Origin of the sequence: Corynebacterium marquesiae, assembly GCF_030229635.1 — a bacterium.
GTDB lineage: Bacteria > Actinomycetota > Actinomycetes > Mycobacteriales > Mycobacteriaceae > Corynebacterium > Corynebacterium marquesiae.
This window is the reverse complement of the sequence record NZ_JASPII010000013.1, coordinates 33,346-54,672: the sequence shown is the minus strand read 5'-3', so window position 1 is coordinate 54,672 and position 21,327 is coordinate 33,346. Positions and strand designations below refer to the sequence as shown.

The 21,327-nt window shown below is 62.5% G+C and carries 22 protein-coding genes; 13 read left to right on the top strand and 9 right to left on the bottom strand.

What is annotated here, in order from left to right; translation table 11 throughout:
- Positions 1–2 precede the first annotated feature (2 nt).
- The 3 genes from QP971_RS09080 to QP971_RS09070 form a co-directional block, all read right to left on the bottom strand.
- On the bottom strand, positions 3–299 hold the full coding sequence (locus tag QP971_RS09080) for a rhodanese-like domain-containing protein (protein WP_284811481.1): 297 nt from the start codon (positions 297–299) through the stop codon (positions 3–5).
- Positions 300–352: 53 nt separating this feature from the next.
- Entirely contained in the window at positions 353–1,174 is an 822-nt protein-coding gene (locus QP971_RS09075) for an endonuclease domain-containing protein (protein WP_284811478.1), read from the bottom strand.
- A gap of 241 nt (positions 1,175–1,415) precedes the next feature.
- Complete coding sequence (locus QP971_RS09070; protein ID WP_005329894.1) at positions 1,416–1,889, bottom strand: inorganic diphosphatase; 474 nt, start codon at positions 1,887–1,889, stop codon at positions 1,416–1,418.
- An 82-nt stretch (positions 1,890–1,971) separates the two neighbouring features.
- Here QP971_RS09070 and dacB point away from each other — a divergent pair, with 82 nt between their 5' ends.
- From dacB to QP971_RS09005, 13 genes are read left to right on the top strand one after another with little or no spacing between them, the layout of a single operon-like run.
- The gene (dacB, locus tag QP971_RS09065; protein ID WP_284811476.1) at positions 1,972–3,258 is read left to right on the top strand and encodes a D-alanyl-D-alanine carboxypeptidase/D-alanyl-D-alanine endopeptidase; all 1,287 of its coding nucleotides are present in this window, start codon (positions 1,972–1,974) and stop codon (positions 3,256–3,258) included.
- On the top strand, positions 3,248–4,195 hold the full coding sequence (tilS, locus tag QP971_RS09060; RefSeq protein ID WP_284811474.1) for a tRNA lysidine(34) synthetase TilS: 948 nt from the start codon (positions 3,248–3,250) through the stop codon (positions 4,193–4,195). The genes dacB and tilS overlap by 11 nt, the downstream gene beginning before the upstream one ends.
- A 12-nt stretch (positions 4,196–4,207) precedes the next feature.
- Positions 4,208–4,795, top strand: coding sequence for a hypoxanthine phosphoribosyltransferase (gene hpt / locus QP971_RS09055; RefSeq protein ID WP_198492084.1), 588 nt, complete (start codon positions 4,208–4,210; stop codon positions 4,793–4,795).
- Positions 4,796–4,807: 12 nt separating this feature from the next.
- Positions 4,808–7,156 (top strand): ATP-dependent zinc metalloprotease FtsH, encoded by a 2,349-nt coding sequence (gene ftsH / locus QP971_RS09050; protein WP_284811472.1) that lies wholly within the window; start codon positions 4,808–4,810, stop codon positions 7,154–7,156.
- Positions 7,156–7,749 (top strand): GTP cyclohydrolase I FolE, encoded by a 594-nt coding sequence (gene folE / locus QP971_RS09045; protein WP_005325658.1) that lies wholly within the window; start codon positions 7,156–7,158, stop codon positions 7,747–7,749. Before ftsH ends, folE begins: the two co-directional genes overlap by 1 nt.
- Before the next feature lie 37 nt (positions 7,750–7,786).
- Complete coding sequence (gene folP / locus QP971_RS09040) at positions 7,787–8,749, top strand: dihydropteroate synthase (RefSeq protein WP_284811470.1); 963 nt, start codon at positions 7,787–7,789, stop codon at positions 8,747–8,749.
- A gap of 3 nt (positions 8,750–8,752) precedes the next feature.
- Positions 8,753–9,133, top strand: a complete 381-nt coding sequence (gene folB / locus QP971_RS09035; RefSeq protein ID WP_284811468.1) for a dihydroneopterin aldolase — start codon at positions 8,753–8,755, stop codon at positions 9,131–9,133.
- Positions 9,133–9,618 (top strand): 2-amino-4-hydroxy-6-hydroxymethyldihydropteridine diphosphokinase, encoded by a 486-nt coding sequence (gene folK, locus QP971_RS09030; RefSeq protein WP_284811466.1) that lies wholly within the window; start codon positions 9,133–9,135, stop codon positions 9,616–9,618. Before folB ends, folK begins: the two co-directional genes overlap by 1 nt.
- Positions 9,615–10,088 carry a DUF3180 domain-containing protein gene (locus tag QP971_RS09025; protein ID WP_284768831.1) on the top strand — a complete coding sequence of 158 codons (474 nt, stop codon included), beginning with the start codon at positions 9,615–9,617 and terminating at the stop codon, positions 10,086–10,088. Before folK ends, QP971_RS09025 begins: the two co-directional genes overlap by 4 nt.
- Before the next feature lie 5 nt (positions 10,089–10,093).
- Positions 10,094–11,134 carry a DUF6779 domain-containing protein gene (locus QP971_RS09020; RefSeq protein WP_284811464.1) on the top strand — a complete coding sequence of 347 codons (1,041 nt, stop codon included), beginning with the start codon at positions 10,094–10,096 and terminating at the stop codon, positions 11,132–11,134.
- The gene (locus QP971_RS09015) at positions 11,135–11,809 is read left to right on the top strand and encodes a 6PGD fold domain-containing protein (protein ID WP_239236061.1); all 675 of its coding nucleotides are present in this window, start codon (positions 11,135–11,137) and stop codon (positions 11,807–11,809) included.
- Entirely contained in the window at positions 11,806–12,696 is an 891-nt protein-coding gene (locus QP971_RS09010) for a pantoate--beta-alanine ligase (RefSeq protein ID WP_284811460.1), read from the top strand. The genes QP971_RS09015 and QP971_RS09010 overlap by 4 nt, the downstream gene beginning before the upstream one ends.
- On the top strand, positions 12,696–13,316 hold the full coding sequence (locus tag QP971_RS09005) for a GNAT family N-acetyltransferase (protein WP_284811459.1): 621 nt from the start codon (positions 12,696–12,698) through the stop codon (positions 13,314–13,316). The genes QP971_RS09010 and QP971_RS09005 overlap by 1 nt, the downstream gene beginning before the upstream one ends.
- Here QP971_RS09005 and QP971_RS09000 read toward each other — a convergent pair.
- The 6 genes from QP971_RS09000 to QP971_RS08975 form a co-directional block, all read right to left on the bottom strand.
- A complete protein-coding gene (locus QP971_RS09000; protein WP_284811457.1) occupies positions 13,313–14,614 on the bottom strand; it encodes a C1 family peptidase in 1,302 nt (433 codons plus the stop codon). The two genes, QP971_RS09005 and QP971_RS09000, sit on opposite strands and share 4 nt — an antisense overlap.
- A 13-nt stretch (positions 14,615–14,627) precedes the next feature.
- Positions 14,628–15,926, bottom strand: a complete 1,299-nt coding sequence (locus QP971_RS08995) for a C1 family peptidase (protein WP_284811455.1) — start codon at positions 15,924–15,926, stop codon at positions 14,628–14,630.
- A 49-nt stretch (positions 15,927–15,975) separates the two neighbouring features.
- Positions 15,976–16,917 (bottom strand): ArsA family ATPase, encoded by a 942-nt coding sequence (locus QP971_RS08990; RefSeq protein ID WP_284811452.1) that lies wholly within the window; start codon positions 16,915–16,917, stop codon positions 15,976–15,978.
- A complete protein-coding gene (locus tag QP971_RS08985) occupies positions 16,908–17,165 on the bottom strand; it encodes a cory-CC-star protein (RefSeq protein WP_284787309.1) in 258 nt (85 codons plus the stop codon). The genes QP971_RS08990 and QP971_RS08985 overlap by 10 nt, the downstream gene beginning before the upstream one ends.
- A complete protein-coding gene (locus QP971_RS08980; RefSeq protein WP_284811450.1) occupies positions 17,149–18,861 on the bottom strand; it encodes a carbon starvation CstA family protein in 1,713 nt (570 codons plus the stop codon). Before QP971_RS08980 ends, QP971_RS08985 begins: the two co-directional genes overlap by 17 nt.
- A gap of 226 nt (positions 18,862–19,087) precedes the next feature.
- On the bottom strand, positions 19,088–21,190 hold the full coding sequence (locus QP971_RS08975) for a PhoX family protein (RefSeq protein WP_284811448.1): 2,103 nt from the start codon (positions 21,188–21,190) through the stop codon (positions 19,088–19,090).
- Positions 21,191–21,327 lie beyond the last annotated feature (137 nt).

Here is a 21,327-nt window from a genome sequence, read left to right as displayed (position 1 = left end):
AATTAATCCGTTTCGATGGGAAGCCCGGAAGCCTTCCAATTATCCGTGCCGCCCTCCACATTGATGGTGTCCCAGCCCAGCGCATGCTCCAGATACTGGCAGACCTGCATGCTGCGGCCGCCCGCGTGGCAAATGACGTAGATATCCTTGTCCGGATCGATTTCCTGGATGCGACCCGTAATCTCGCTCATTGGGATATGGGTCGCGCCCTTCGCGTGCTCCACCGCCCACTCGTCATTCTCGCGGACATCAATGAGCTGTGCGCCTTCTGGTACTTCAGTTGGTTGAACGTTTTTCATGCCTCATACCCTAGTCACGCATAGGACCTTGTGCTGCTCCGCGTGCCGCAGTGCTAGCGCTGGAACCGCCAGTAGTGGTGCCACTGCCACGGTGGCTGCACAATGTTGTCTTTACCGTGGACTATTGCGAGGACTTGGCCAACAGCTATGTCGAGGTGGTGCTCGATTGTGGCGGCGGTGAAGTGGAGGGGTTTGTAGCCTCTTTGGACGGCGTCGTTCAGCTTTTGGCGGTCAATTTCGAACCGCTGCCGGTTCTCGCCCTGATGGTAGGCGTAGCCGTCGACTTCGATGGCTAGCTTGTGTTCCTCCAAGAGTAAGTCCCAGCGGTAAGGGCCAATGTATCTGTTGTTGTGCACGGTGACATGGGGCCGAAGCGCGCGGGTGAGGTTGCGCTCGGGGACGCTATCAGCGCCGAGGATGGTGTTTTCCAGCACGCGCCGGGTGTGCTGCGGGAAGCGCTGAAAATCAAGCATGTGGCCCTCCATCTGGGAGGCGCCGTACTGGCCGGCAAAGCAGGCCTCGAGGAAGGCGACGGCGTCTTCTTCCGCCATGATTTCTGTGGCCTGCAGCGGATTGCACACGTTAATTCCATTGAGCTGACCAAGCGCCTTGGGACGGGCGCGGCGGCTGCGGAAGTACGGGCTGGAGGCCATCATTCCCGCGCGCAGGAAGTGGAGTGGGAAACTTAAAGGGTGGCCGAGGTAGTGGTGGGCACACGAGTAGCCGTCGAGCGCTGAATCGGGCCAGCGATGGGAGACGATTTCCGCGAGTTCGCGCGGCGAGGGCTTTCCTTCGGTATAGAGGCCGTGGCAGATTTTCACGGCTTGGTTGTTGATTGCGCGGTGCGCGGCCCTGCGCGTGGTGAAGATTCTCATGCGCCCACCCCTAGGCGTTCATTTCGATCAATTAGGTCCCCCGAGGCCGGTGGTTTCGGCCTGCTATGTGATCGAATTGTACTGCGGGGACGGGAAGGTGTCGCGGGGAGGGCCTTGCGGATGCGAAGAAGGGCGAAAAGGGACAAAAAGGGGCGTTTCGATCAAATACGGACTTTGAAACCGCCGCTTTCGCGGTGCTATTTGATCGAAACGCCCTAAGGGCAGCCCGGAGCAGGAAGTCTTACTTGAAGCGAGCCTTAGCCTCGTCGAGGATCTTCTCTGCCTCGGCCTTGTCGCCCCAGCCGGAGCCAGTGACTTCCTTGTTCGGCTCCAGGTCCTTGTAGTGGACGAAGAAGTGCTCGATTTCGTCCTTGATGTGCTGCTCCACATCGTTGATGTCCTGGTAGCGCTCCCAGCGCGGGTCATCGATGACGGCGAGCAGCTTGTCGTCGCCGCCGGCCTCGTCGGTCATCTTGAACACGCCGACGATGCGGGCCTCAACAACAACGCCCGGGAAGACCGGCTCCGGCAGGATGACCAGGGCGTCGAGCGGGTCGCCGTCCTCGCCCAGGGTGTGGTCGATGAAGCCGTAGTCAGCCGGGTAAGCCATCGGGGTGAACAGGTAACGGTCGAGGTAGACCTTGCCGGACTCGTGGTCAACCTCGTACTTGTTGCGGGAGCCCTTCGGGATTTCAATGGTTACTTCAACGCTCACAGCGATGTCCTCCATGGGGGATTGGGTATCAATTACTGCCCATAGTCTAGCGCGTTGCGGATTCGCGCTAGGGTTAAAGGCAATGAAAGCAAAGCATGTTTGGTGGTCAGCGACCGCGCTCGTGGTAGCGGCAGCGGTCGGAGGTACGGCTGCGCTGGGCGTTACCCTCCAGCGCGAATACGGCGATCTCTCGCACGGGGAGGCGCAGGCGGTCGAGACTCCTGAGGAGCCGTTGAGCGCAGCACAGCCGGGCGAGGCGGACATGGATGCGCTGAGCGCGAAGCTGGATGAGCTCGCTAAGAATAAGGACCTTGCCACGTTCGGCGGCGAGGTGATCGATACCGAAACCGGTGACGTAGTGTGGCAGCGCGACGCAGATAAGCGGCTTACCCCGGCCTCGTCCACGAAGGTCCTCACCACTGCGGCGGCGACGTTAGCGCTGGATGAGAATGAGAAAATCACCACCAAGGTCTACCGCGGGTCGAACGAAAAGAACGTGGTCATCAAGGCCGCGGGTGATGTGTGGATGACGCACGAACAACTCGATGATTTGGCCGAGCAGATTTCGAAGAACGTCGAGCAGGTCGATGGTGTCTACATCGATACCTCCGCGTGGTCCGGCGAGGCACAGGCCCCGGGGTGGGATCCGGAAAACGTGGACGGCGGCTTCGTCGCGCCGATGGAACCGGCCATGCTCTACGGCGGTCGCCTGGGCGCGACGACGGGGGATGTGCCGAGGAGTCATGAGCCTGCTTTGGACGTCGCTAAGCAGCTAGGCGATCGCCTCGGCGCGGGCAAGGTAGGCATGGGCTCCGTCGCGGAGAATGCGCAGGAGGTGGCGAGCGTGGATTCGCCGCCGCTAGCGGACCGCGCCCGGGAGATGGTGCGCCACTCGGATAACGTCATGGCCGAGGCCATTGCGCGTGAGCTGGCGGTTTCCCGGGGCAAGGAGGCCAGCTTTGAAGGCGATACGCAGGCCACGCTGGATGTCCTGCGGGAAGAGGGCTTCGACGTCGACGGCGTGGATATTAAGGATAATTCCGGGCTATCGGTGGACAATCGGCTCACCGCCGGGCTGTTGACGCAGCTCATTAATGGCGCGGTCAATGATCCGCGCCTGCGCCCGCTGGTGTCTTACCTCCCAGTAGCCGGCGGTGATGGCACCTTGTACGAGCGCTACGGGGATTCCGCGGCCAAGGGCTATGTGCGCGCCAAGACGGGCACGCTGACTGGGGTCTCCGCCCTGGCCGGCACCGCGCAGGGTAATTCCGGGCGCGTGTATGCCTTTGCCTTCCTTGTGAATGACGGCGATATCTTGGCCGCCCGCAAGGCTCAAGACGCGTTGGCTTCTGCACTGCATGAGTTCTAAAAAGCCCTTTTGGCCGCGGGTTTCGCCGCACTTTCTAACGTGTCGGCGCGGCGTGCGCGCCGCCGCCCTCGACCACGCGGTGGCCGTTGGGCTATCCGGAGGCGCGGACTCGCTGGCGCTTATGGCCGCGCTCGTGGCGGAGGGTCACGATGTGCTCGCGCTGTGTGTGGACCACGGGTTGCAGGACGGCTCGCGGGCGCAGGCCGAGCGCGCGGCCGAACAGGCGCGAAAGCTAGGCGCGCGAGCGCGAGTGCTGAACGTTGAGGCCGGCGCAACGGGCCAGAAGTCGATGGAGGCGGCCGCGCGGGTAGCGCGGTATCGAGCACTGGCCGCCGCGTGCGCGGACGAAGGATTAGAGGTTGCCGTTGCGCATACGGCCGATGACCAGGCGGAAACGCTGCTGCTCGGCGCGCTGCGCGGACGAGTGGCGGGCATGAGTGAGCGCAGCGAGGTGGAAGGCGCCCGCGTGGTGCGGCCGCTGCTGAACGTGCGCCGCGCCGATACCGAGGGCGCCTGCGCGGAGCTGGGCCTATCGGCGTGGCAGGACCCGCAGAACGCGGACACCCATTTCCGCCGCGTGGCGCTGCGCCGCGAGGTCATTCCGCAGTTGAGCCGTATCATCGGCGGGGATGCGGTGCCAGCGCTGGCTCAAGCAGCAGGCGATGCGGCGCTTGACGACGCCGCCCTGCGCACCCCACCCACCACGGACTGTGCCGACTTGGCGGCGATGGCAGAACCGCGGCGCCGGCGGGCAATCGCGGCGTGGCTGGTCAGCGAGGGGGTAGAAGTGACAAGGAGGGCAGTGGGAGACGTCGGCAAGCTATGTACCCACTGGCACGGGCAAGGGCCGGTGGCCGTGCGATCAGCCCGGCAGGTGGGGCAGAGGTTGGAAGTAGCCCGTATAGGTGGCAAACTGGCACTATTGTCTGGTCATTAAAGGAGCGCACACGTGCACGACAAGAAAGACTTCGCCGTTCCCGCAAACCGCTACGGTGACGATGTAGAAGCAATCCTCATTGGAGAAGAGGAACTGCAAAACCGCGTCCAAGAACTCGCGGATATGGTTTCGGAAAAGTATGCCGACTCTGAGCACGACCTGCTGTTGGTCTGCGTGCTCAAGGGCGCCGCATTCTTCCTCACAGACTTTGCGCGCAAGCTATCCATCCCCTCCGAGCTGGAGTTTATGGCCGTATCCTCCTACGGTGCCTCCACCTCCTCTTCCGGCGTGGTGCGCATTTTGAAGGATTTGGACCGCGATATTGCCGGGCGCAACGTGCTCATCGTGGAAGACATCATCGATTCCGGCCTCACCCTGTCGTGGCTCATCCGCAACCTGGAAGGCCGCAGCCCTGCTTCGCTGAATGTGGTCACCCTGCTGCGCAAGCCCGAAGTAGTCAAGGCTGATATTGATCTGCTGGATGTGGGCTTTGATATCCCGAATGAATTCGTCATCGGCTATGGCTTGGACTATGCGGAACGCTACCGCGATCTCCCCTACGTGGGCACCCTCCACCCCGATGTCTATACCACCAACTAAAATCGCGCAGTAATGAAAAACAACAAGATTCTTCGCTACGGCGGGATTGCGGCCCTCATCCTTATCGCGCTGTACGCCTTTACCTTCTTTAGCAACGATGCCCGCGGCTACGTGCAAGCGGATACCTCGGTTGCGCTGACCCAGCTCAAAGACAAAAACGTCGATGAGGTGGAAATTGATGACCGCGAGCAGCGCCTGCGCATCAAGCTCAAGGATGAAATCACGGTAGACGAGCGTGACGGTGTGCAGGAAATCGTGGCCAAGTACCCGGCCCGCGCCTCTGAGCAGGTCTTTAACGCCGTCAAGGATTCCGGCGCCGAGAAGTACCAGACCAATGTCACGCAGGAATCCTTCTTGGGCTCCATGCTGAGCATGCTGCTGCCGATGATCATCCTCTTCGGCGTGCTCTTCTGGCTCATGTCTCGCATGCAGCAGGGTGCTGGCGGAATGTTTGGCATCGGCGGTTCCAAGGCCAAGGAACTGACCAAGGATATGCCGACCAATACCTTTGCGGATGTGGCCGGCGCGGACGAAGCCGTGGATGAGCTGCAGGAAATCAAGGACTTCCTGGAAGACCCCACCCGCTACCACGAACTAGGTGCCAAGATCCCGCGCGGCGTGCTGCTTTACGGCCCTCCGGGTACTGGTAAAACCTTGCTTGCCCGCGCTGTGGCCGGCGAGGCCGGCGTGCCGTTCTATTCCATCTCCGGTTCTGACTTTGTGGAAATGTTCGTCGGCGTGGGTGCCTCCCGCGTGCGCGACCTATTCAAGCAGGCGAAGGAAAATAGCCCCTGCATTATCTTCGTGGACGAGATTGACGCCGTGGGCCGCCAGCGCGGTTCCGGTACCGGCGGAGGCCACGATGAGCGCGAGCAGACCCTCAACCAGCTCCTGGTAGAAATGGATGGCTTTGGTGACCGCGAAGGCGTAATCCTCATTGCCGCCACCAACCGCCCGGATATCCTCGATCCGGCGCTGCTGCGCCCGGGCCGCTTCGACCGCCAGATTCCGGTCACCAACCCGGATCTTGCCGGCCGCGAGGAGATCCTGCGCGTGCATGCAAAGAATAAGCCACTGGCAGAAGAGGTTGACGTAGCGCAGCTGGCCAAGCGCACCGCCGGCATGTCCGGCGCGGACCTGGCCAATGTACTCAACGAGGCCGCTTTGCTTACCGCCCGCATCGGCGGCAACGTCATTACCTATGACGCCTTGGAAGAGGCCACCGACCGTGTCGTGGGCGGCCCGCGCCGCCAAGGCAAGATCATCTCCGAGCACGAGAAGAAGGTCACCGCTTACCACGAGGGCGGACACACGCTTTCTGCGTGGGCACTCAAGGATATTGAGCGCGTGTACAAGGTCACCATCCTGGCCCGTGGCCGCACCGGCGGCCACGCCATGACCTCCCAGGAAGATGACAAGGGCATGTACACCCGCGACGAGCTCTTCTCCCGCTTGGTCTTTGCCATGGGCGGCCGCGCTGCCGAAGAGCTGGTCTTCGGTGCGCCGACCACCGGTGCGTCCTCCGATATCGAAAACGCCACCAAGATCGCTCGTTCCATGCTCACCGAGTACGGCTTCTCGCCGGACCTGGGCACCGTGAAGTACGGCAAGGAGCAGGGCGATCCCTTCAGCCAGATGGGTGGCGGTGGCTCCATCGATTACTCCGATGAGGTTGCCTCCAAGATTGATGAGCAGATGCGCTACCTGCTCGAGCGCGCGCACGAGCAGGCCTATGACATCTTGCGCAATAACCGTCACTACCTGGACAAGCTGGCCGCGGCCCTGCTGGAGAAGGAAACCCTGCGCCGCCCTGACCTGGAGCGCATTTTCGATGGCATCGAGCCGCGCGAGGCCTTCGATGTCTTCCCAGGTGAGGATGACCGCTTCCCGCGTCAGATTGGCTACGCCCCAGTGAAGACCCCGGTCGAGCTGGCGAAAGAGCGCGGCGAGGAGCTGCCTAAGCGCATGACGCTTCTCGATGCCTCCCGGGCCGCCCGCGAGCGCCGCCTCGCCGGCGAAGAGCCGAAGGGTGAGGTGGGCTTCAACTTTGGCCAGCACGCCGGCGATTACGTCGACCCGGACACCGCCCGCGAGTTGGGCAGCGGCCCCGCAAAGGATTCTGAGGACTCCACGCCGGGCCAGCCTGCCCAGCAGGCTCGCGATGCTCAGTCTGCTCCGGCTTCCGAGTCAACCGCCCGTCCGGCTGCACGCCCCACTACCGGTGGTGGAAAGCACCACAAGCCGGATGCCGGTGCAGAGCAGGACGCTGATACCAGCCAGTGGTTTACCCCTGGCTGGGACGAAAAGGATCGCCGCAAGAACCCCTATGCGCGCGAGGACGACAAGCAAGAAGATAACTAATGCCTGATAATCACATTCCCGCTCGCGCCGCCTTCGACCAAGACCGAGCGGAGGCAGCGGTGCGTGAGCTGCTCCTTGCGGTAGGGGAGGACCCTGACCGCGAGGGCTTGCGCGAAACCCCGGCCCGCGTGGCCCGCGCCTACCGCGAGGTCTTCGCCGGCCTGCACGAGGATCCCACCGAGGTCCTGCACAAAACCTTCGCCGAGGACCACCAAGAATTAGTTCTGGTGCGCGATATCCCCATCTATTCCACCTGCGAGCACCACTTGGTGCCGTTCTACGGCGTGGCGCATATCGGCTACATCCCAGGCAAAGACGGCCACGTCACCGGTTTGAGCAAGCTCGCCCGCCTGGCGGATATGTACGCTAAGCGCCCCCAAGTCCAAGAGCGCCTCACCCAGCAGGTAGCGGACGCCTTGGTGGAGGTGCTCGGCGCGCAGTCCGTCATCGTGGTCATTGAGTGCGAGCACTTGTGCATGGCCATGCGCGGCATCCGCAAGCCGGGGGCGACGACGACCACCTCCGCGGTGCGAGGCGGCTTCAAAAATAATGCCGCCTCCCGCGCCGAGGTGCTCAGCCTGATTCGCAGCTAAGTCCCCCGGTTACCACGAAAGCGAGAAGGAGCACGCCATGCAGCAGGCAACTTCGGTATCGGATCTGACCATTGCCCAACGCACGCTGGTGATGGGCATCGTCAACGTCACGGAGGATTCCTTCTCCGATGGCGGTAAGTGGTTGGACGTCGATGCCGCCATTAACCACGCCCGCGAACTCGTGGCGCAGGGCGCGGACATGATTGACGTCGGTGGTGAGTCCACCCGGCCGGGTGCGGTGCGGGTAGAAGCGGACGTCGAAAAGCGCCGCGTGGTTCCCGTCATTAAGGCGCTGAGCGAGCTGGGCATCCGCACTTCCGTGGATACGATGCGGGCCTCGGTGGCCCGCGCGGCGGCAGCGGCCGGTGTGGACATGATTAATGACGTCTCCGGTGGCCTGGCTGATCCGGAGATGTATCGCGCGATGGCCGAGGCCGGCGTGCCCGTCTGTTTGATGCACTGGCGCACGCTGCAGGAAGGCGCCTTTGGATCCGCAGCCGGTAGCGCCGACCACGGCGGCGATGTGGTGCGCGATGTGCATGAGACCCTCGAGCGCCTGGCGAATAATGCGCTGACGGCTGGCGTGCGACGCGATAATATCGTGTTCGATCCGGGCTTGGGCTTTGCCAAAACTCCGCAGGATAATTGGGCGCTGCTCAAGGCCCTGCCGGAGTTCCTCGACGCTGAATTCCCGGTGCTGGTGGGAGCCTCGCGCAAGCGCTTCCTTGCCGCCATCCGGGAGGACCGTGGCGTGGAATCCAGCCCGCTGCTGGCCGATCCCGCAACTGCGGCCGTAACCGCCATTTCCGCCCAGATGGGCGCGTGGGGCGTGCGCGTGCACGAGGTCGCCGTCTCGCGCGATGCCGTCGATGTTGCGGCCGCGTGGAACGCCGGCAACGGCTACGCGGGCGGCGCCAGGGCGACCGGCAGCTATAGCAATGGCGCCGATGGCAATGGCACCATGAAATCCACCGCCCTACCGCGCAACCCTGAGGAGTAAAACATGGCAGACCGCATCGAGCTCACCGGCCTAGAATGCTTTGGCTACCACGGCGTTTTCGAAGAAGAAAAGCGCACCGGCCAACCCTTCATCGTGGATATCACCTGCTGGTCTGAGTTCGCAGGGGCCGCCGCCACCGATGATCTGACCAAGACCATCAATTACGCCGAGCTTGCCGACGTCGCCGCCACAATCATCGAAGGCCCCGCCCGCGACCTCATCGAGACCGTCGCCAGCGAGGTGGCCGATACCATCATGGAGACCTTCGAAGGCCTGCATGCCGTGGAGGTCACCCTGCACAAGCCGCAGGCGCCGATTCCGCGCACTTTTGCCGACGTCGCCGTGGTCGCCCGCCGCTCCCGCAAGCACGCGAGGACCCTCTAATGCGCGCGGTATTGTCCATCGGCTCCAATATGGATGACCGCGTGGAGCTTTTGCGCACGGTATTCGACGAGTTTGCCAGCGAGATCGTTGCCGCTTCGCCCGTCTATGCCACCCCGCCGTGGGGAGTAACGGATCAAGACGAATTCCTCAACGCGGTGCTCATCGTGGACGTCGAGGAGACTCCGAAGGAACTCCTGCGCCGCGGGCAGAAGCTTGAAGAGGCCGCCGAGCGCGTCCGCGTGCGCCACTGGGGACCGCGCACGCTGGACGTGGATATCGTCGATATTGAAGGTTTTACTTCCGATGACCCAGAGCTTATCGTCCCGCATCCTTATGCCCACGAGCGTGCCTTCGTGCTGATTCCGTGGTTGGCGGCCGATGCTGGTGCTAGGTTGAGTGGGGAGGGCGTCGCCAAGCGGGTAGCAGCACTCGACCCGAAAGAGCGCGCCGAGATTCGCCGGCTGGGCATGATGGAGGAGCTATGACACGGACCTCGCTGGGTGCCCTCATCGGCACCGGGGTCTTTTTCGCCGCCGCGGCGGCCATCCTCACCACGCGCTTTTATGGCTCCATGCTGCAAATCCCAGTAACGGTCTCGGCCACGCTGTGGCTTATGGCCGTTGTCTGTGTGGCGCTGACCTGGAAGGTGGACCAAGCCACCGAGGACGAGCATGGCATTGGCCTGGATAATTCGCAGCTCAACCCCATGACCATCACGCAGTTCATGCTGGTAGGAAAGGCCTCGGCATGGACGGGTTCCATCGTGGGTGGCATTTATGCCGGCATTGCCGTCTACGTCATCCCCAACGCCGGTACGCTCACAGCGGCCTCAGATGACCTCGTGGGCGTCATCGCCTCCGCGCTTGGTGGCCTCGCGATGGCCGCCGCTGGCCTGCGGCTAGAGCGACACTGCGAGACCCCGCCCCCACCAGATGGGGTTCAAACGGTACATTAGTGAGCATGACTGAGCCGCGCTCTTCTTCTAGCAATACTTCCGCCAAGACGACCAAGCCGGACTTGGGCCAGATCGGCCTTATCGTCCTCGTGGTGCTGGCCGTGGTGGCCAGCATCGTCATGCTGATTTCCGGCTCTGCCGCCGCGCTCAAGATCGCCCTCATTGCAGCACTGTGGGCCGCCGTGCTTGGCTTCTTCCTGGTCATGCGCTACCGCCGCCAGGCCGAGGAATCCGTGACCAAGCTGGAGCTGCAGGAGCGCGCTCACCGCGCCGAGCTTAAGCAGGTCCGCGCAGCCGATGGCCAGCCGCTGCCAGACCAGGAGCTGCTGGATGAGATCCGCACCGAGCTGGCTGCCATCCGCAAGCAGATTGAGGATCTTTCCGGCCAGGACTTCACCTATGAACCGGCCGCCCTGCACGCCGAGGCGCGCCGCATCATGCAGCTCGAGGCCCAGACCGCGGCCGCTGCTCGCCCTGGCTCTGAGGAAGGCAATGTGGACTTCACCCAGTCCTCCTCCGGCGCCCCGTCCGCCGATGCCATCGCCGGCCGATTGGGCAATCAGCCGTCCGCGGCGCACACCGAGGCCAACCCGCTCAATGACATCATCAGCGAAAAGACCCGTGCGCAGCGCACCTCCGGTAAGACTTCTGGTGCCTCCACCTTCAATACTGGTGGCTTCCAGGCCGTGCGCTGGGATACCGGCGGCGATGATTCCCTGAAGACCACCCACGCTTCCGCCTCCAGCGAGCACCATGGCAGCCACCGCAAGCCAGAGGCTGCCACCAAGGCCAATGATGAGACCCAGGACATTCCGCAGCAGCCGACGCCGCAGCGCGATGAGCGCGCGGAGTACCCGGGGTCGGGTCAACATGTGGCTCCGGAATCGGCCGAACCAGTACGCCAGAAGGCAGCCCGCCCGCATCACCGTGCGGCTGAACCTCAGCCAGAGGAGCAGACACGCGGCCGCCGCCGCAGCGACGATAAGCGCGAGGGCGCGGTCTCCGTGGCCGAGCTGCTGGCCCAGGCGAAGAAGAAGGATAAATAAATGCGCCCGCCACGCATGCGGGTAGCCCTCTTCGGCCGGAGCCTGGCCGGCTTTACCTTGGCCAATGCCATGGAACGCGCCGGCCATGAGGTGCAGATGCTCTCGGACCCGGCCGAACTTGCCTCTTTTGAGGCCCTCATCATCGCCGTGGGCGATGCCCGCTTAGAAGCCACCGTGGAACTTCTTGAACCCCACGTCCACCACGGGCTTATCGTGTTCCACACTTGCCTCTCGCGCGGTGTCCAAGTGCTAGATCCGCTAGAAACGCGCGGGTGTGTCGTTGCGGCACTCGCCCCATTTGCACTCATGCGCTGGGCCGTGACCACCCTGGACGAGCTGGGCGAGACTGTAGTGGAGCTCAATATCACCGAGTTCCGCGGCGAAGCCGTCGCGCTTTCCGATGCCGAACGTCCTTCCTTTGCCGCCCGCGCCTACTACGCCGAGATGCTGCGGCGCTTGCACATCTCTGCGGCGGTCGATGCTCGTTTCTTCCCCTCTGCAGAGGAAAAGCCCATGGTGGGTGAGGACATGGACACCGAAGAAATCATCGCCGCCTATCGCGGCGCCACCGACCCCGGCCTGCGCCGCAGCTACGTGGAGGTTGCCCGCCGCCTAGGCGAGGTAGACGGCCGCGAGGAGCTGGAAATGTGGGCCCTACAAGAGGAGAGCCGATGAGCCTAGAGCTGGGAAATGCCACCGTCATCAGTGAGATTGAGCGCATCCGCATGGTTGGCAGCGCCTTTCATAAGACTGGCCGTCCGGTGGCCTTCGTGCCGCTGACCAACGGCGTGCACGCCGGCCATATCGCGCTGGTGCGCGCGGCCAAGCACATTCGCGGCGCGGTTACCGTCGTGGCCCTGCAGTCCCCGCACGAGGAGGATCTTGAGCTCCTGCGCGCCGAGGGCGTGGACATCGTGTGGGATTACTCGCCAGAGACCTTATGGCCGCATGGCCGCCGCATCGCCGTAGCTCCGGCCGACGCCGCGACCGCCCTTGAACCGGACCTCAGCGAGGATCTCTCGCTGTACCTTGCGCTCATCCTGACGCTTTCGCCTACCGACGTCCTCCTCGGCGAAAAGGACTACGAGCTCCTCCTCGCCATCCACCACGCGGTTCAAGACTTCCACCTGGGTGTCCGCGTGCAGGGTGTGCCCGCTGTACGCATGCCCGATGGTGTGGTGATGAGCCTGCGCAATACCAACGTCTCGGCCGGATCCCGTGACCAAGCCGCGGCCCTATCCGCCGCGCTGACCGCCGGCGCGCATGCCGCCGAAGCCGGTGCGGAGAAGGTCCGCGAGGTTGCCGCGGAAGTCCTACGCGCAGCAGGCGTTGAGCCGGACTACCTTGAGGTGCGCGGCCGCGACCTCGGCATGCCTCCCGAGGAGGGCGATGCCCGCTTGCTCGTCGCTGCGACCATCGGCGGCGTCCGCCTCATCGATAATGTGGGCCTGCCGCTGGGCATCGGCTTTAATAATATTGAAGAACACGAAGCCAAGGCCGAGCTCGAGCGCGAGCAACAGCGCGCGCAGGGTACCGCTTCCCAGCAGCCATCGGAGGACTAATGACCGATATCCAGATCCGCGACCTTGACCCGCGCGATGAGCCCAAAGCCATTTCTTTTGCCATCGAGGGCATGCACCTGCACTGGTTTGTGAAGAACCCGCGCTTTGAGCGCGCCTACGGCCGCTACTTTTGGGATTTAGAGCGCGCCAAAGCCACCGATATCTTGGCCGCCTACGATGGCGACCGCTTCCTCGGCGTGCTTTTAGCCTCCATGAAGGGCAAGCCCGCGCTGCCATATCCGTGGTGGCGCAAGGCATTTGTTCACGCGGTGGAAATCTTTAATAACCTGCGCCCGGGCGGCCACCGCGATGATTACGATGCCGCCAATCAGGACATGCTGCTCAAGTACTTGGGTAAGCACCCCATTGATGGCGAAATCGGCTTCCTCGTCGCGGATCCCAATTCCGGCGTGAGCGGCGTGGGCACGGCGCTGCTCGAGGCCTTCGAAGCCCGTCACGAGGGAAAGAATGTCTACTTGTTTACCGATGACGGCTGCACTTATCAGTTCTATGACAGCCGCGGTTTCACTCAGGAAGGCGAGCGCACCATCGCGGTCAACGAGGACCGCGACTTAGTGTGCATGCTCTATGTGCGCCGCCTTGGCACGCCGCAGGCTTAACGCGCCAACGCTCCCATCGGATCCCAGGCCGGCAGGGTAGTGACAGACTCGGACTGCAGCGCCGCTTGGTATTGTTCCGGCAGGCGGGAGGGGTGCACGGCGATTTCGAAGACGAACTCGTCGAACCAGTCATCGGCCATGGTCCAAAAGCCCTTATCGGCCTTCTTCGGGCCCCAGGAATTTTCCACGCGCCAGCGATTGACGGTGCCGTCGTCTGCGATATCGGCGCCGGTAAAGACCATCGCATGGGTCATGAGGGACTCGTGCAGGCGCAAACGCTGCGCCTTGTCCAGATCCATCTCCACGCCGTAGAAGGCCTCATAATCGTGCAGGTGCTTGGCCCACACGCCGTGCTCATCATCAGATTGCTGGTCGGTATCGCAGCCGAACCAGACCGGCTGGCCGTCTTCGATGGAGGCACGCGCGGCATCGCGCAGCACCTCCGCAGGCGCGTTCAAATAGGTCACGCGCTTTCCCGCCACGTTGCCCAGATACTCGACGGTGAAGAGCTCGCCATAGGCGTTGCGTGGGTCGTTGACCACGCACACGTACTCGCCTAGGTCCGCCGGCAGGTATTCCCGGGCAAACTCCTGTGGGGTATAGGTGCCAGCGCGGTGGAATTCATTGTCCTTATCGCGATACTGCCACACAAAGTCCTCGGGTGGTAGGCCAAGGTTGGCGGTGAGGATACGGTAGACGTCGGCAAGCGCCTGCTTATGCGCGCCCTCTTCGCCGCTGCGGATGCGGTGGGCGGCGCGACGCAGCACGGTCTGCAGATTGCGGTTAAGCATCGCCGTGGCCTCAGAAGAGGCGGTCTCCGGCATGGCGTACTGCGGCACCACGCCGTACTTTTCCACCAGGGCGACGAACATGGACCACTGGCCGCCGTCATCGATGGGATCGTCCATGAGTTTGGTCACCGTGCGGTCCGTAATCTCGCGGTCCTTGAGCTCAGCCATGGCGGTAAGGAACCAATTGGCTTTTTCCAGCTTGTCAAAGAAGTAAATATAGGTCTGGGAAAGTTCAAAGTCCTTGAGGTTGGCCTTGTCCATCAGGCCGCCGCGCAGGGAATTGAGGCCGGCAAAAATCCAGCAGCGGCCCGATGCCTTCTGGTCGGCCACGCCCCAAGAATCTAGCTTATGGCTGGTTACCGGTGTGAGATGGCGCAGTTGTTCGTGGTCGAGGCTGAGCTTGTCCACGCCCTCCTGGGCCACCCCATTGCGCACCAGGCGCAGCGTGGCATCGCTGGTGAGCTCGGCATTGACGGCATGAACCTCGTTCGGCTTAATCTCTGTCATTTCTCGATTCTCCTTAGTTCATCCGGTCCCAGAGGGGAAGCTCAATCGGTTCGGTGGCAAGAGCCTGGGCCAGCTCGTCGCTCAGGTGCTCCTTGCGGACGGCGATGTGGAAGACGTTCTGGTCAAACCAGGCATCGGCCATCGTGGCAAAGCCCTTGCCGGGCACATCCTCGCCGTCGTCCTTGCGCGGCGGCTTAGAACCCCAGGAATTTTCCACGCGCCAGGCGCGGTCACCATCGACGCCGGTGAGCACCATCGCGTGGGTGGGCGCGGTCTCGCCGGAGGTAAAACGCTCCTCCTTGCTCATGGAGGAATCGATGCCGTAGAGGCCATCGGTATCTACCAATCCCTCGTCCCATACGCCGTTGAGGAATGAGAACTGGCGGTTGACATCGCAGCTAAACCACACCGGCTCGCCGGCCGCCAGGCTGCGCTTGGCAGTGTCCTTCAGCTCGGCCGCGCTGACGTTGAGGTACTCCTGCGGTGCGCCGCCCAACACATTGGTCTCCTCGGCGCTGCTGAACACGCGATGCTTGGGGTTGGTGGAGCGGGGGTCATCGGCCAGCACCACGTACTCGTCCAAGTTCGGCAGGTACTTATCGGCAAACTCGCGCGGGGTGGAGTGCAGGCGCACGAATTGCTCGTCCTTGGTGCGATACGCCCAGGTAAATTCCTCCGGCGGGGTGCCCAGGTGGATGGCCAGGATACGGTGGAAATCGGTGCGTGCCTGGGCGATGATGTCCTCGCGCGGTCCGTCCTGTGCGGCGGCGCGGCGTACCACGGTGGCAAGATCGCGATTCATCTCCGCGGTATTTCCAGACGAGCGTACCTCCGGCATGACCTCGGCAGGAACGGCGCCGTACTTGGCTACGAGGTTGCTAAAGAAGCACCACCAGCCGCCATCGGCCCCCGCGTGGTCGAGCACCGCGGCGACGGTGCGCTCGTCCCAGCCGGCGTCCTTCTTATCCAGCAGCTGGTTGAGCACCAGGTTGGCGCGCTCCAGCTTGTCAAAGTACTGCAGGTAGGTGAAGGAGAACTCGAAGTCATCTACATTGAGCTCCTTGGCCGCGCGGTGACGGAAGACGTTCAGCGCCGCAAACATCCAGCAACGGCCCGAGCGCTTTTGGTCCGATACGCCCAAGCTATCCAGCTTGACCTCGGTGGTGGGGTAGAGGGAGGTAATGCGGTCGCGGTCTAGGGCCGCCTTGGCCGCCCCGACGTTGGTGATGGCGTTGCGCGCGATGCGCAGCCGGGAATCGGCCGCGGCCTCCTCGCGCAAGTGAGATAGGTATTCGTTGGTGAGCAAAGTCATAGTTTCGGTTTTAGCAGACCCAAGCCCACAGCGGCGCGGGCGGGTGGAGCTAGAGGTAGGCCGCCAGCTTGTCGACGGCCCCCGGAGTCCCCACTTCCTCCGGCAACCACGGAACCTCGCGCACCGGGGTATCAGGCAGCTGGGCACGCAGCAGTGCGAGCGCCTCATCCTCGGCGGCGCGCCGGGCGGCCAAGAACTCGCCTTGGTCGGTCGGGGTGCGCCGGTTAACCAGCATGGATCCCACCCGCACACCGTTGCTCGTGAGGTCTACATGGAACTCGGCTGACTCCAGCACGGGCAGGCGCTCGGCGGTGAGCACGATGTGAAACACGGTGCGCGGGGAGGTAAGCGCGGTGCGCAGCTGGGCAAAGCGCTCGCGGCGCTGGAAAAGCGTGGCGCGAATTTCCTGATTGCGCCGGTCCACCGGGTCATTATCTGCGCCGCTGCCGCTAGACATCCCGCGCACCAGCGAGCCGAATTTATCGGATTTCTCGCGTCGGGAGAGCAGCCCATCGGTATAGGCGGCCATGATCTCCGGCAAGGCCATTAGCCGCGAAGTGTGCCCAGAGGGGGCGGTATCGAAGATGAGGTAGTCGAAATTCGACTCCTCCACTACCAGCGCCGCTATGCGCTCCAATAGCGCCGCCTCCTGTGTGCCGGGCGATTGCCGGGCTAGGTCGAGGTGCTTCTTAACTTCACCATGGAGGTGTTCGGGCATAAAGCGGCGCATCGAGTTCTCTACGTGCGCCAGGTGCTGCTCGGTCGCGCGCGCAGGGTTGATCTCGATGGCGGACAGGGTAGGGGTGAGGTCTACGGGGGCGTCGCCAAGCGAGGCACCAAAAATATGCCCCAGGTTATGCGCCGGGTCCGTGGACACCAGGCAGACGCGGTGATTGCGGGACAAGCGTAGCGCGGTAGCGGTGGCCAGGGTGGTTTTGCCCACCCCGCCCTTGCCGCCAAAGAACATGATGGGTGCGGTCTCTAACAACATTGAATATTCTCCAGCGGGGATCTATCCATTCCCATGCGCGTATGCCAGGCGTGGAAATCCTCATAGATCAACGGCAAAAGCTCCAGGGTGTAGTAGCTGGCCGGGTTGGGGATGCCGAGCGCCTCCGAGGCGACCAGCATCATGAAGAGATCATCTTCTTGCTGCTGGGCCTTGGCAAAGCTGGCGCGATACGGGGCCTGGTAGTACTCATTGAGCCCCGCCGCAAGTGCCTTAAGCTTGTCGAGCATGCTCGGGCAGCGGGGCGTCAAGGTCATCATCGGACCACTCCAGCGGGGTCTCCTTGCGGGCACGGGAAATGGCGCCGACGGCTTCCACGATGACCCAGATGGCGGCGACCACGATGATGACGTCCATGCAGAATAGCAGCCAGTTCTGGCTGGTAAAGAGGGACTTCAGCTGGAGCAGTGCGGCCCACAGTGACATGGCGGTAACGAAGATGAGCGGGAAAACCACCGGCCACGTCGGCCGGCGCAGATGGGTCAGGATGACCACCACGATGGCCAAGGAAAGGCCCGCCATGAGCTGGTTGGTGGTGCCGAATAGCGGCCAGATGGTCATACCGCCGGATCCATCCGCGCCGGCGGAGAAGGTCAGGCCGAAGGCCAAGCCTACCGCGATGACGGTGGCGGCCAAGGCTTTGATGCGCACACCCATGATCTCGCCAATTTCTTGCACCACTAGGCGCTGCAGGCGCACGCCCGAGTCCATGGTGGTGGCGGCGAAGAGGACGGCCATGGTGGCCAAGATGGTGCCGGAGAGGGAGGTGGGAATCCCCATGCCCTCATTCATGAGTGCGCCGCCGCCTTGCACGAAGGCCTCCACGCCGCCGGCATTCCACTCGGAGTAGATCTCTTCCCACTGCTGCAGGGACTTAAAGCCTGCGGTGGTGGCGATGATGGTGCCTAGCGCGAGTAGGCCCTCGCCCACGGCGCCGAAGTACCCCACAAAGCGAACGTCGGTTTCCTTATCCACCTGCTTGGACGAGGTGCCGGAGGCCACCACGCCGTGGAAGCCGGAAATAGCGCCGCAGGCGATGGTGACAAAGAGCAGTGGGAAGATGCCCGGTGTGCCGTCTGGCACGTTGTCGCGCAGCGCCGGTGCGGCCAGCGAAGGGCGGGTAATGAGAAAGGAGCCGTATAAGATGGCTAGGCCCACAAAGAGCTGGAGGCCGTTGATGTAGTCGCGCGGCTGCAGCAACACCCATACCGGCAGCATCGAAGCGATGAAGGCGTAGATGAATAACAAGATGATCCATACGCCGTTGGCGGGGATTCCCAGGACTGTATCTGGTAGGACCACAGGCACGCGGTCACCGATGATCATCAACGCGTAGAGCGCGACAACGCCCACGATGGAGACCAGCGGCAGGTTCCAATTCAGGCGGTAGATGGCCTGGCCGATAAGCAGCGCGACGACGATGGCGCCCCACGTGGGGATTACGGCCGTAGGGGTGGAGACCAGCAGGTTCGAAATGACCACGGCGAAGGCCGCATTCACCATCAACAGCAGCAGGAAGATGACGATGAGGAAGAGGTTGCGCCCGCGCTTGCCAATGTAGCGTCCAGACAACGTGCCGATGGACTGGCCCTTGTGGCGCTGCGACGCCCACAGCGCACCTAAATCGTGCATGCCGGCAAAGAAGACGGTGCCGAGGGTGACCCAGAGAAACGCCGGACCCCAGCCCCAGATGACGGCTACGGCCGGACCGATGATGGGCGCGGCGCCCGCCACGGAAGTGAAGTGGTGGCCCCACAGAACGTATTTATTGGTGGGCACAAAGTCCACGCCGTCTTCCATGGTGTGGGCCGGGGTGGAGTAGTTCGGGGATAGCCGGAAAATGCTCTTTCCTAGAAACTTGGAATAGAGCAGATAGCCGGCGCCCATCATCGCGATGCCGATGATGGCGAGGACAAGAGAGTTCATGGTGTGCGTCTCCTCATGGGCGGTTAGGTGGCGTGTCTCACACGTGCGGATAGTATGCCACAACTCACATAGGTATTAGCCCGTGGGGGAGATCGGCGGGTGGATTTATATTTGAAAGGCGTTTGGGGCGCAGTGCTCCATGCAGCCGGCAGGGAAAACAACAGCGCGGCCCCAGTTCCAGTGGAGGAACGAGGGCCGCGCGGTGGGTGCTTAAACCAGGTGGTGCTTACTTCTTATCGACGCCGATGTTGCCGTCCTTCTTCCACACCACAACCACTGCCGGGCGAGGGGTGGACTTGCCACCCTCTGGCCAGTGGGAGGTCTGCTTTTCAAAGGTGGCGTCATCGGTCTCGCCTGGGTGCTGAACGTTGACCATCACGCGCTCATCGGTGACGATGGGGCCGCAGGTCTCGGCGCCTGCCGGGACCGTCAGGAAGCACTTGAGCTCACCGCGGGTATCGCCCTCGGTGGTTACGGCGTATAGGCCATCGTTGGACTCGAGCGCGTTGCCGTCGGTGGAGATCCACATATTGCCGTGGCTATCAAAGGCCAGGTTATCCGGGCAGGAAATTGGGGATACCTTCTCCTTGTCAAAGCCGCCGAAGTAGGTATTGGCCTCCTTCGGATCGCCACAGACCAGGAAGAGGTTCCAAGTGAACTTCTCACCAGCGTGGTCATCTTCAATTTCCATGACCAGGCCGTTCTTGTTCTCCTTGATGGGAGCCCACTCCATCGGCTCTTCCTTGTTCTTCTTGGCATTCTCGCCGGTAGCGCCGCGGTACTTATTGTTGGTCAGGGCCACGTAGACCTTCTCGGAGTCCGGGTGGACCTCCATATCCTCAGGGCGGTCCATCTTGGTGGCGCCCACCTTATCGGCGGCCTCACGAGTGTAGACGGCAACCTCTTCGGCAGACATGCCATCAACGTGGGACTCAAACTTGTTGTTCTCCGTATCGGAGGTCAGCAGCTTGATCCATTCTCCCTTACCATCAAAGGCGCCATCCTCTGGCAGCACGCCGGAGCCGTCAATCTCGTCCTCTGGGGAGTTGCCCTCTACCTTGGCCACGTACAGGGTGCCGTGGTCCAAGATGGTGAGGTTGTGCTCGATGTCGCCCTCTTTGTATTTCTTGGTGGAGATGAACTTGTAGATGTACTCGAAGCGGGAGTCATCGCCGCAGTAGCACACGACGGTGCCATCGGAGGCGATGTGGATGTTGCCGGCCTCGTGCTTGAAGCGACCCAGCGCGGTGTGCTTGACCGGGGTGGACTTCGGGTCCAGCGGGTTGATTTCTACGATCCAGCCAAAGCGGTTCGGCTCGTTCGGCTCCTTGGAGACGTCGAAGCGCTTATCAAAGCGCTCCCACTTGCGCTGGGACTCGCCGTCTTCCATGCCGAAGCGCTCCAGGGACTCCTGCGCCTTCTTGTCATCCAGCTTGGCGTGGGCGAAGTACTGGTCAAAGTTCTCTTCGCCAGAAAGCATGGTATTCCACGGAGTGATGCCGCCGGAGCAGTTATTCAGGGTGCCCTTGACCTTCTTGCCGGTCTTATCGGCGGAGGTCTTGACGTAATCGGAGCCGGCAGCAGGGCCCACCAGGGTGAATTCGGTGGTGGCGGTGATGCGGCGGTTTAGCGGGCCGAACTCGCGCTTGAGCTCGCCGGTCTTGCCAACCTTAGATACCTCCACGATGGAGTGGCCGTGGCCAGCCCAGCCGATCTTGGCCTGCTCCTCGGTGGGGTTATCCGCATCGTAGTTGGGGAACATCTGCGGCTCGGTGGTGTACTCGTGGGAGCAGACGTAGATAAGGCGGTTGTCATCGTCCGGGTGCTCAATAAGGCCCGCAAAGTCATTGTTGAAGCCGAACTGCTTCTCAGCTGCCTCGGCGGTCTGGTTCTTGTCATCGAATTCCGGCGCGTCCTCAAACAGCGGGTCGCCCCAGGCAATGAGGACGGACTGCTCGTAGCCATCCGGGATGACCACTTCGTCCTTCTCGTTTGGCTGTACTGGGTCGAACTTCATGCCCTCTGCGGAGGTGAGCTCAACGTTCGCCTCAGAGGTCTTGCCGCCCTTGCCCTCGGAGGAAGAAGCCTCGTTGGATGCATCATCCGGGTTGGAGCAGGCCGCCAAAGCAGCGCCGCCACCAACGGTGACGACGGACAGGCTGCCCGCACGCAGCGCGGTACGGCGGGAGAACTGGTCAGCAAAGTACGGGTTATCGGACTTGTTCTCGCACTCGCCAAAGCAAGCATTACCGCACTTGTAGGTGCAGGTCAGGCTGGAACGAGAGGAGGCAAAGAGACTAGAGAGAAGGTTGCGGCCTTTAAGCGCCATTATTACTGCTCCAAAAAGGGTTGAAAATATTGTTTAGACACGGGGACAGCCATTTATATAAGGGGATCTCAGTAACTGTGCGTTGGCGCTAAGGTGACGGTGAAGTGAATTATGCGTAAATCTTTTCCGGGGTGAGG

Bases quoted from the DNA above. Each gene is read 5' to 3' on its own strand.
- folB (WP_284811468.1), top strand. From the start codon at position 8,753: ATGGCAGACCGCATCGAGCTCACCGGCCTAGAATGCTTTGGCTACCAC.
- QP971_RS09015 (WP_239236061.1), top strand. From the start codon at position 11,135: ATGCGCCCGCCACGCATGCGGGTAGCCCTCTTCGGCCGGAGCCTGGCC.
- QP971_RS09000 (WP_284811457.1), bottom strand. From the start codon at position 14,614: ATGACAGAGATTAAGCCGAACGAGGTTCATGCCGTCAATGCCGAGCTC.
- QP971_RS09025 (WP_284768831.1), top strand. From the start codon at position 9,615: ATGACACGGACCTCGCTGGGTGCCCTCATCGGCACCGGGGTCTTTTTC.
- QP971_RS08980 (WP_284811450.1), bottom strand. From the start codon at position 18,861: ATGAACTCTCTTGTCCTCGCCATCATCGGCATCGCGATGATGGGCGCC.
- QP971_RS08975 (WP_284811448.1), bottom strand. From the start codon at position 21,190: ATGGCGCTTAAAGGCCGCAACCTTCTCTCTAGTCTCTTTGCCTCCTCT.
- QP971_RS08995 (WP_284811455.1), bottom strand. From the start codon at position 15,926: ATGACTTTGCTCACCAACGAATACCTATCTCACTTGCGCGAGGAGGCC.
- folE (WP_005325658.1), top strand. From the start codon at position 7,156: ATGCCTGATAATCACATTCCCGCTCGCGCCGCCTTCGACCAAGACCGA.
- QP971_RS09005 (WP_284811459.1), top strand. From the start codon at position 12,696: ATGACCGATATCCAGATCCGCGACCTTGACCCGCGCGATGAGCCCAAA.
- QP971_RS09020 (WP_284811464.1), top strand. From the start codon at position 10,094: ATGACTGAGCCGCGCTCTTCTTCTAGCAATACTTCCGCCAAGACGACC.
- dacB (WP_284811476.1), top strand. From the start codon at position 1,972: ATGAAAGCAAAGCATGTTTGGTGGTCAGCGACCGCGCTCGTGGTAGCG.
- folK (WP_284811466.1), top strand. From the start codon at position 9,133: ATGCGCGCGGTATTGTCCATCGGCTCCAATATGGATGACCGCGTGGAG.
- QP971_RS09010 (WP_284811460.1), top strand. From the start codon at position 11,806: ATGAGCCTAGAGCTGGGAAATGCCACCGTCATCAGTGAGATTGAGCGC.
- QP971_RS09075 (WP_284811478.1), bottom strand. From the start codon at position 1,174: ATGAGAATCTTCACCACGCGCAGGGCCGCGCACCGCGCAATCAACAAC.
- tilS (WP_284811474.1), top strand. From the start codon at position 3,248: ATGAGTTCTAAAAAGCCCTTTTGGCCGCGGGTTTCGCCGCACTTTCTA.
- ftsH (WP_284811472.1), top strand. From the start codon at position 4,808: ATGAAAAACAACAAGATTCTTCGCTACGGCGGGATTGCGGCCCTCATC.
- QP971_RS09080 (WP_284811481.1), bottom strand. From the start codon at position 299: ATGAAAAACGTTCAACCAACTGAAGTACCAGAAGGCGCACAGCTCATT.
- QP971_RS08985 (WP_284787309.1), bottom strand. From the start codon at position 17,165: ATGCTCGACAAGCTTAAGGCACTTGCGGCGGGGCTCAATGAGTACTAC.
- QP971_RS08990 (WP_284811452.1), bottom strand. From the start codon at position 16,917: ATGTTGTTAGAGACCGCACCCATCATGTTCTTTGGCGGCAAGGGCGGG.
- folP (WP_284811470.1), top strand. From the start codon at position 7,787: ATGCAGCAGGCAACTTCGGTATCGGATCTGACCATTGCCCAACGCACG.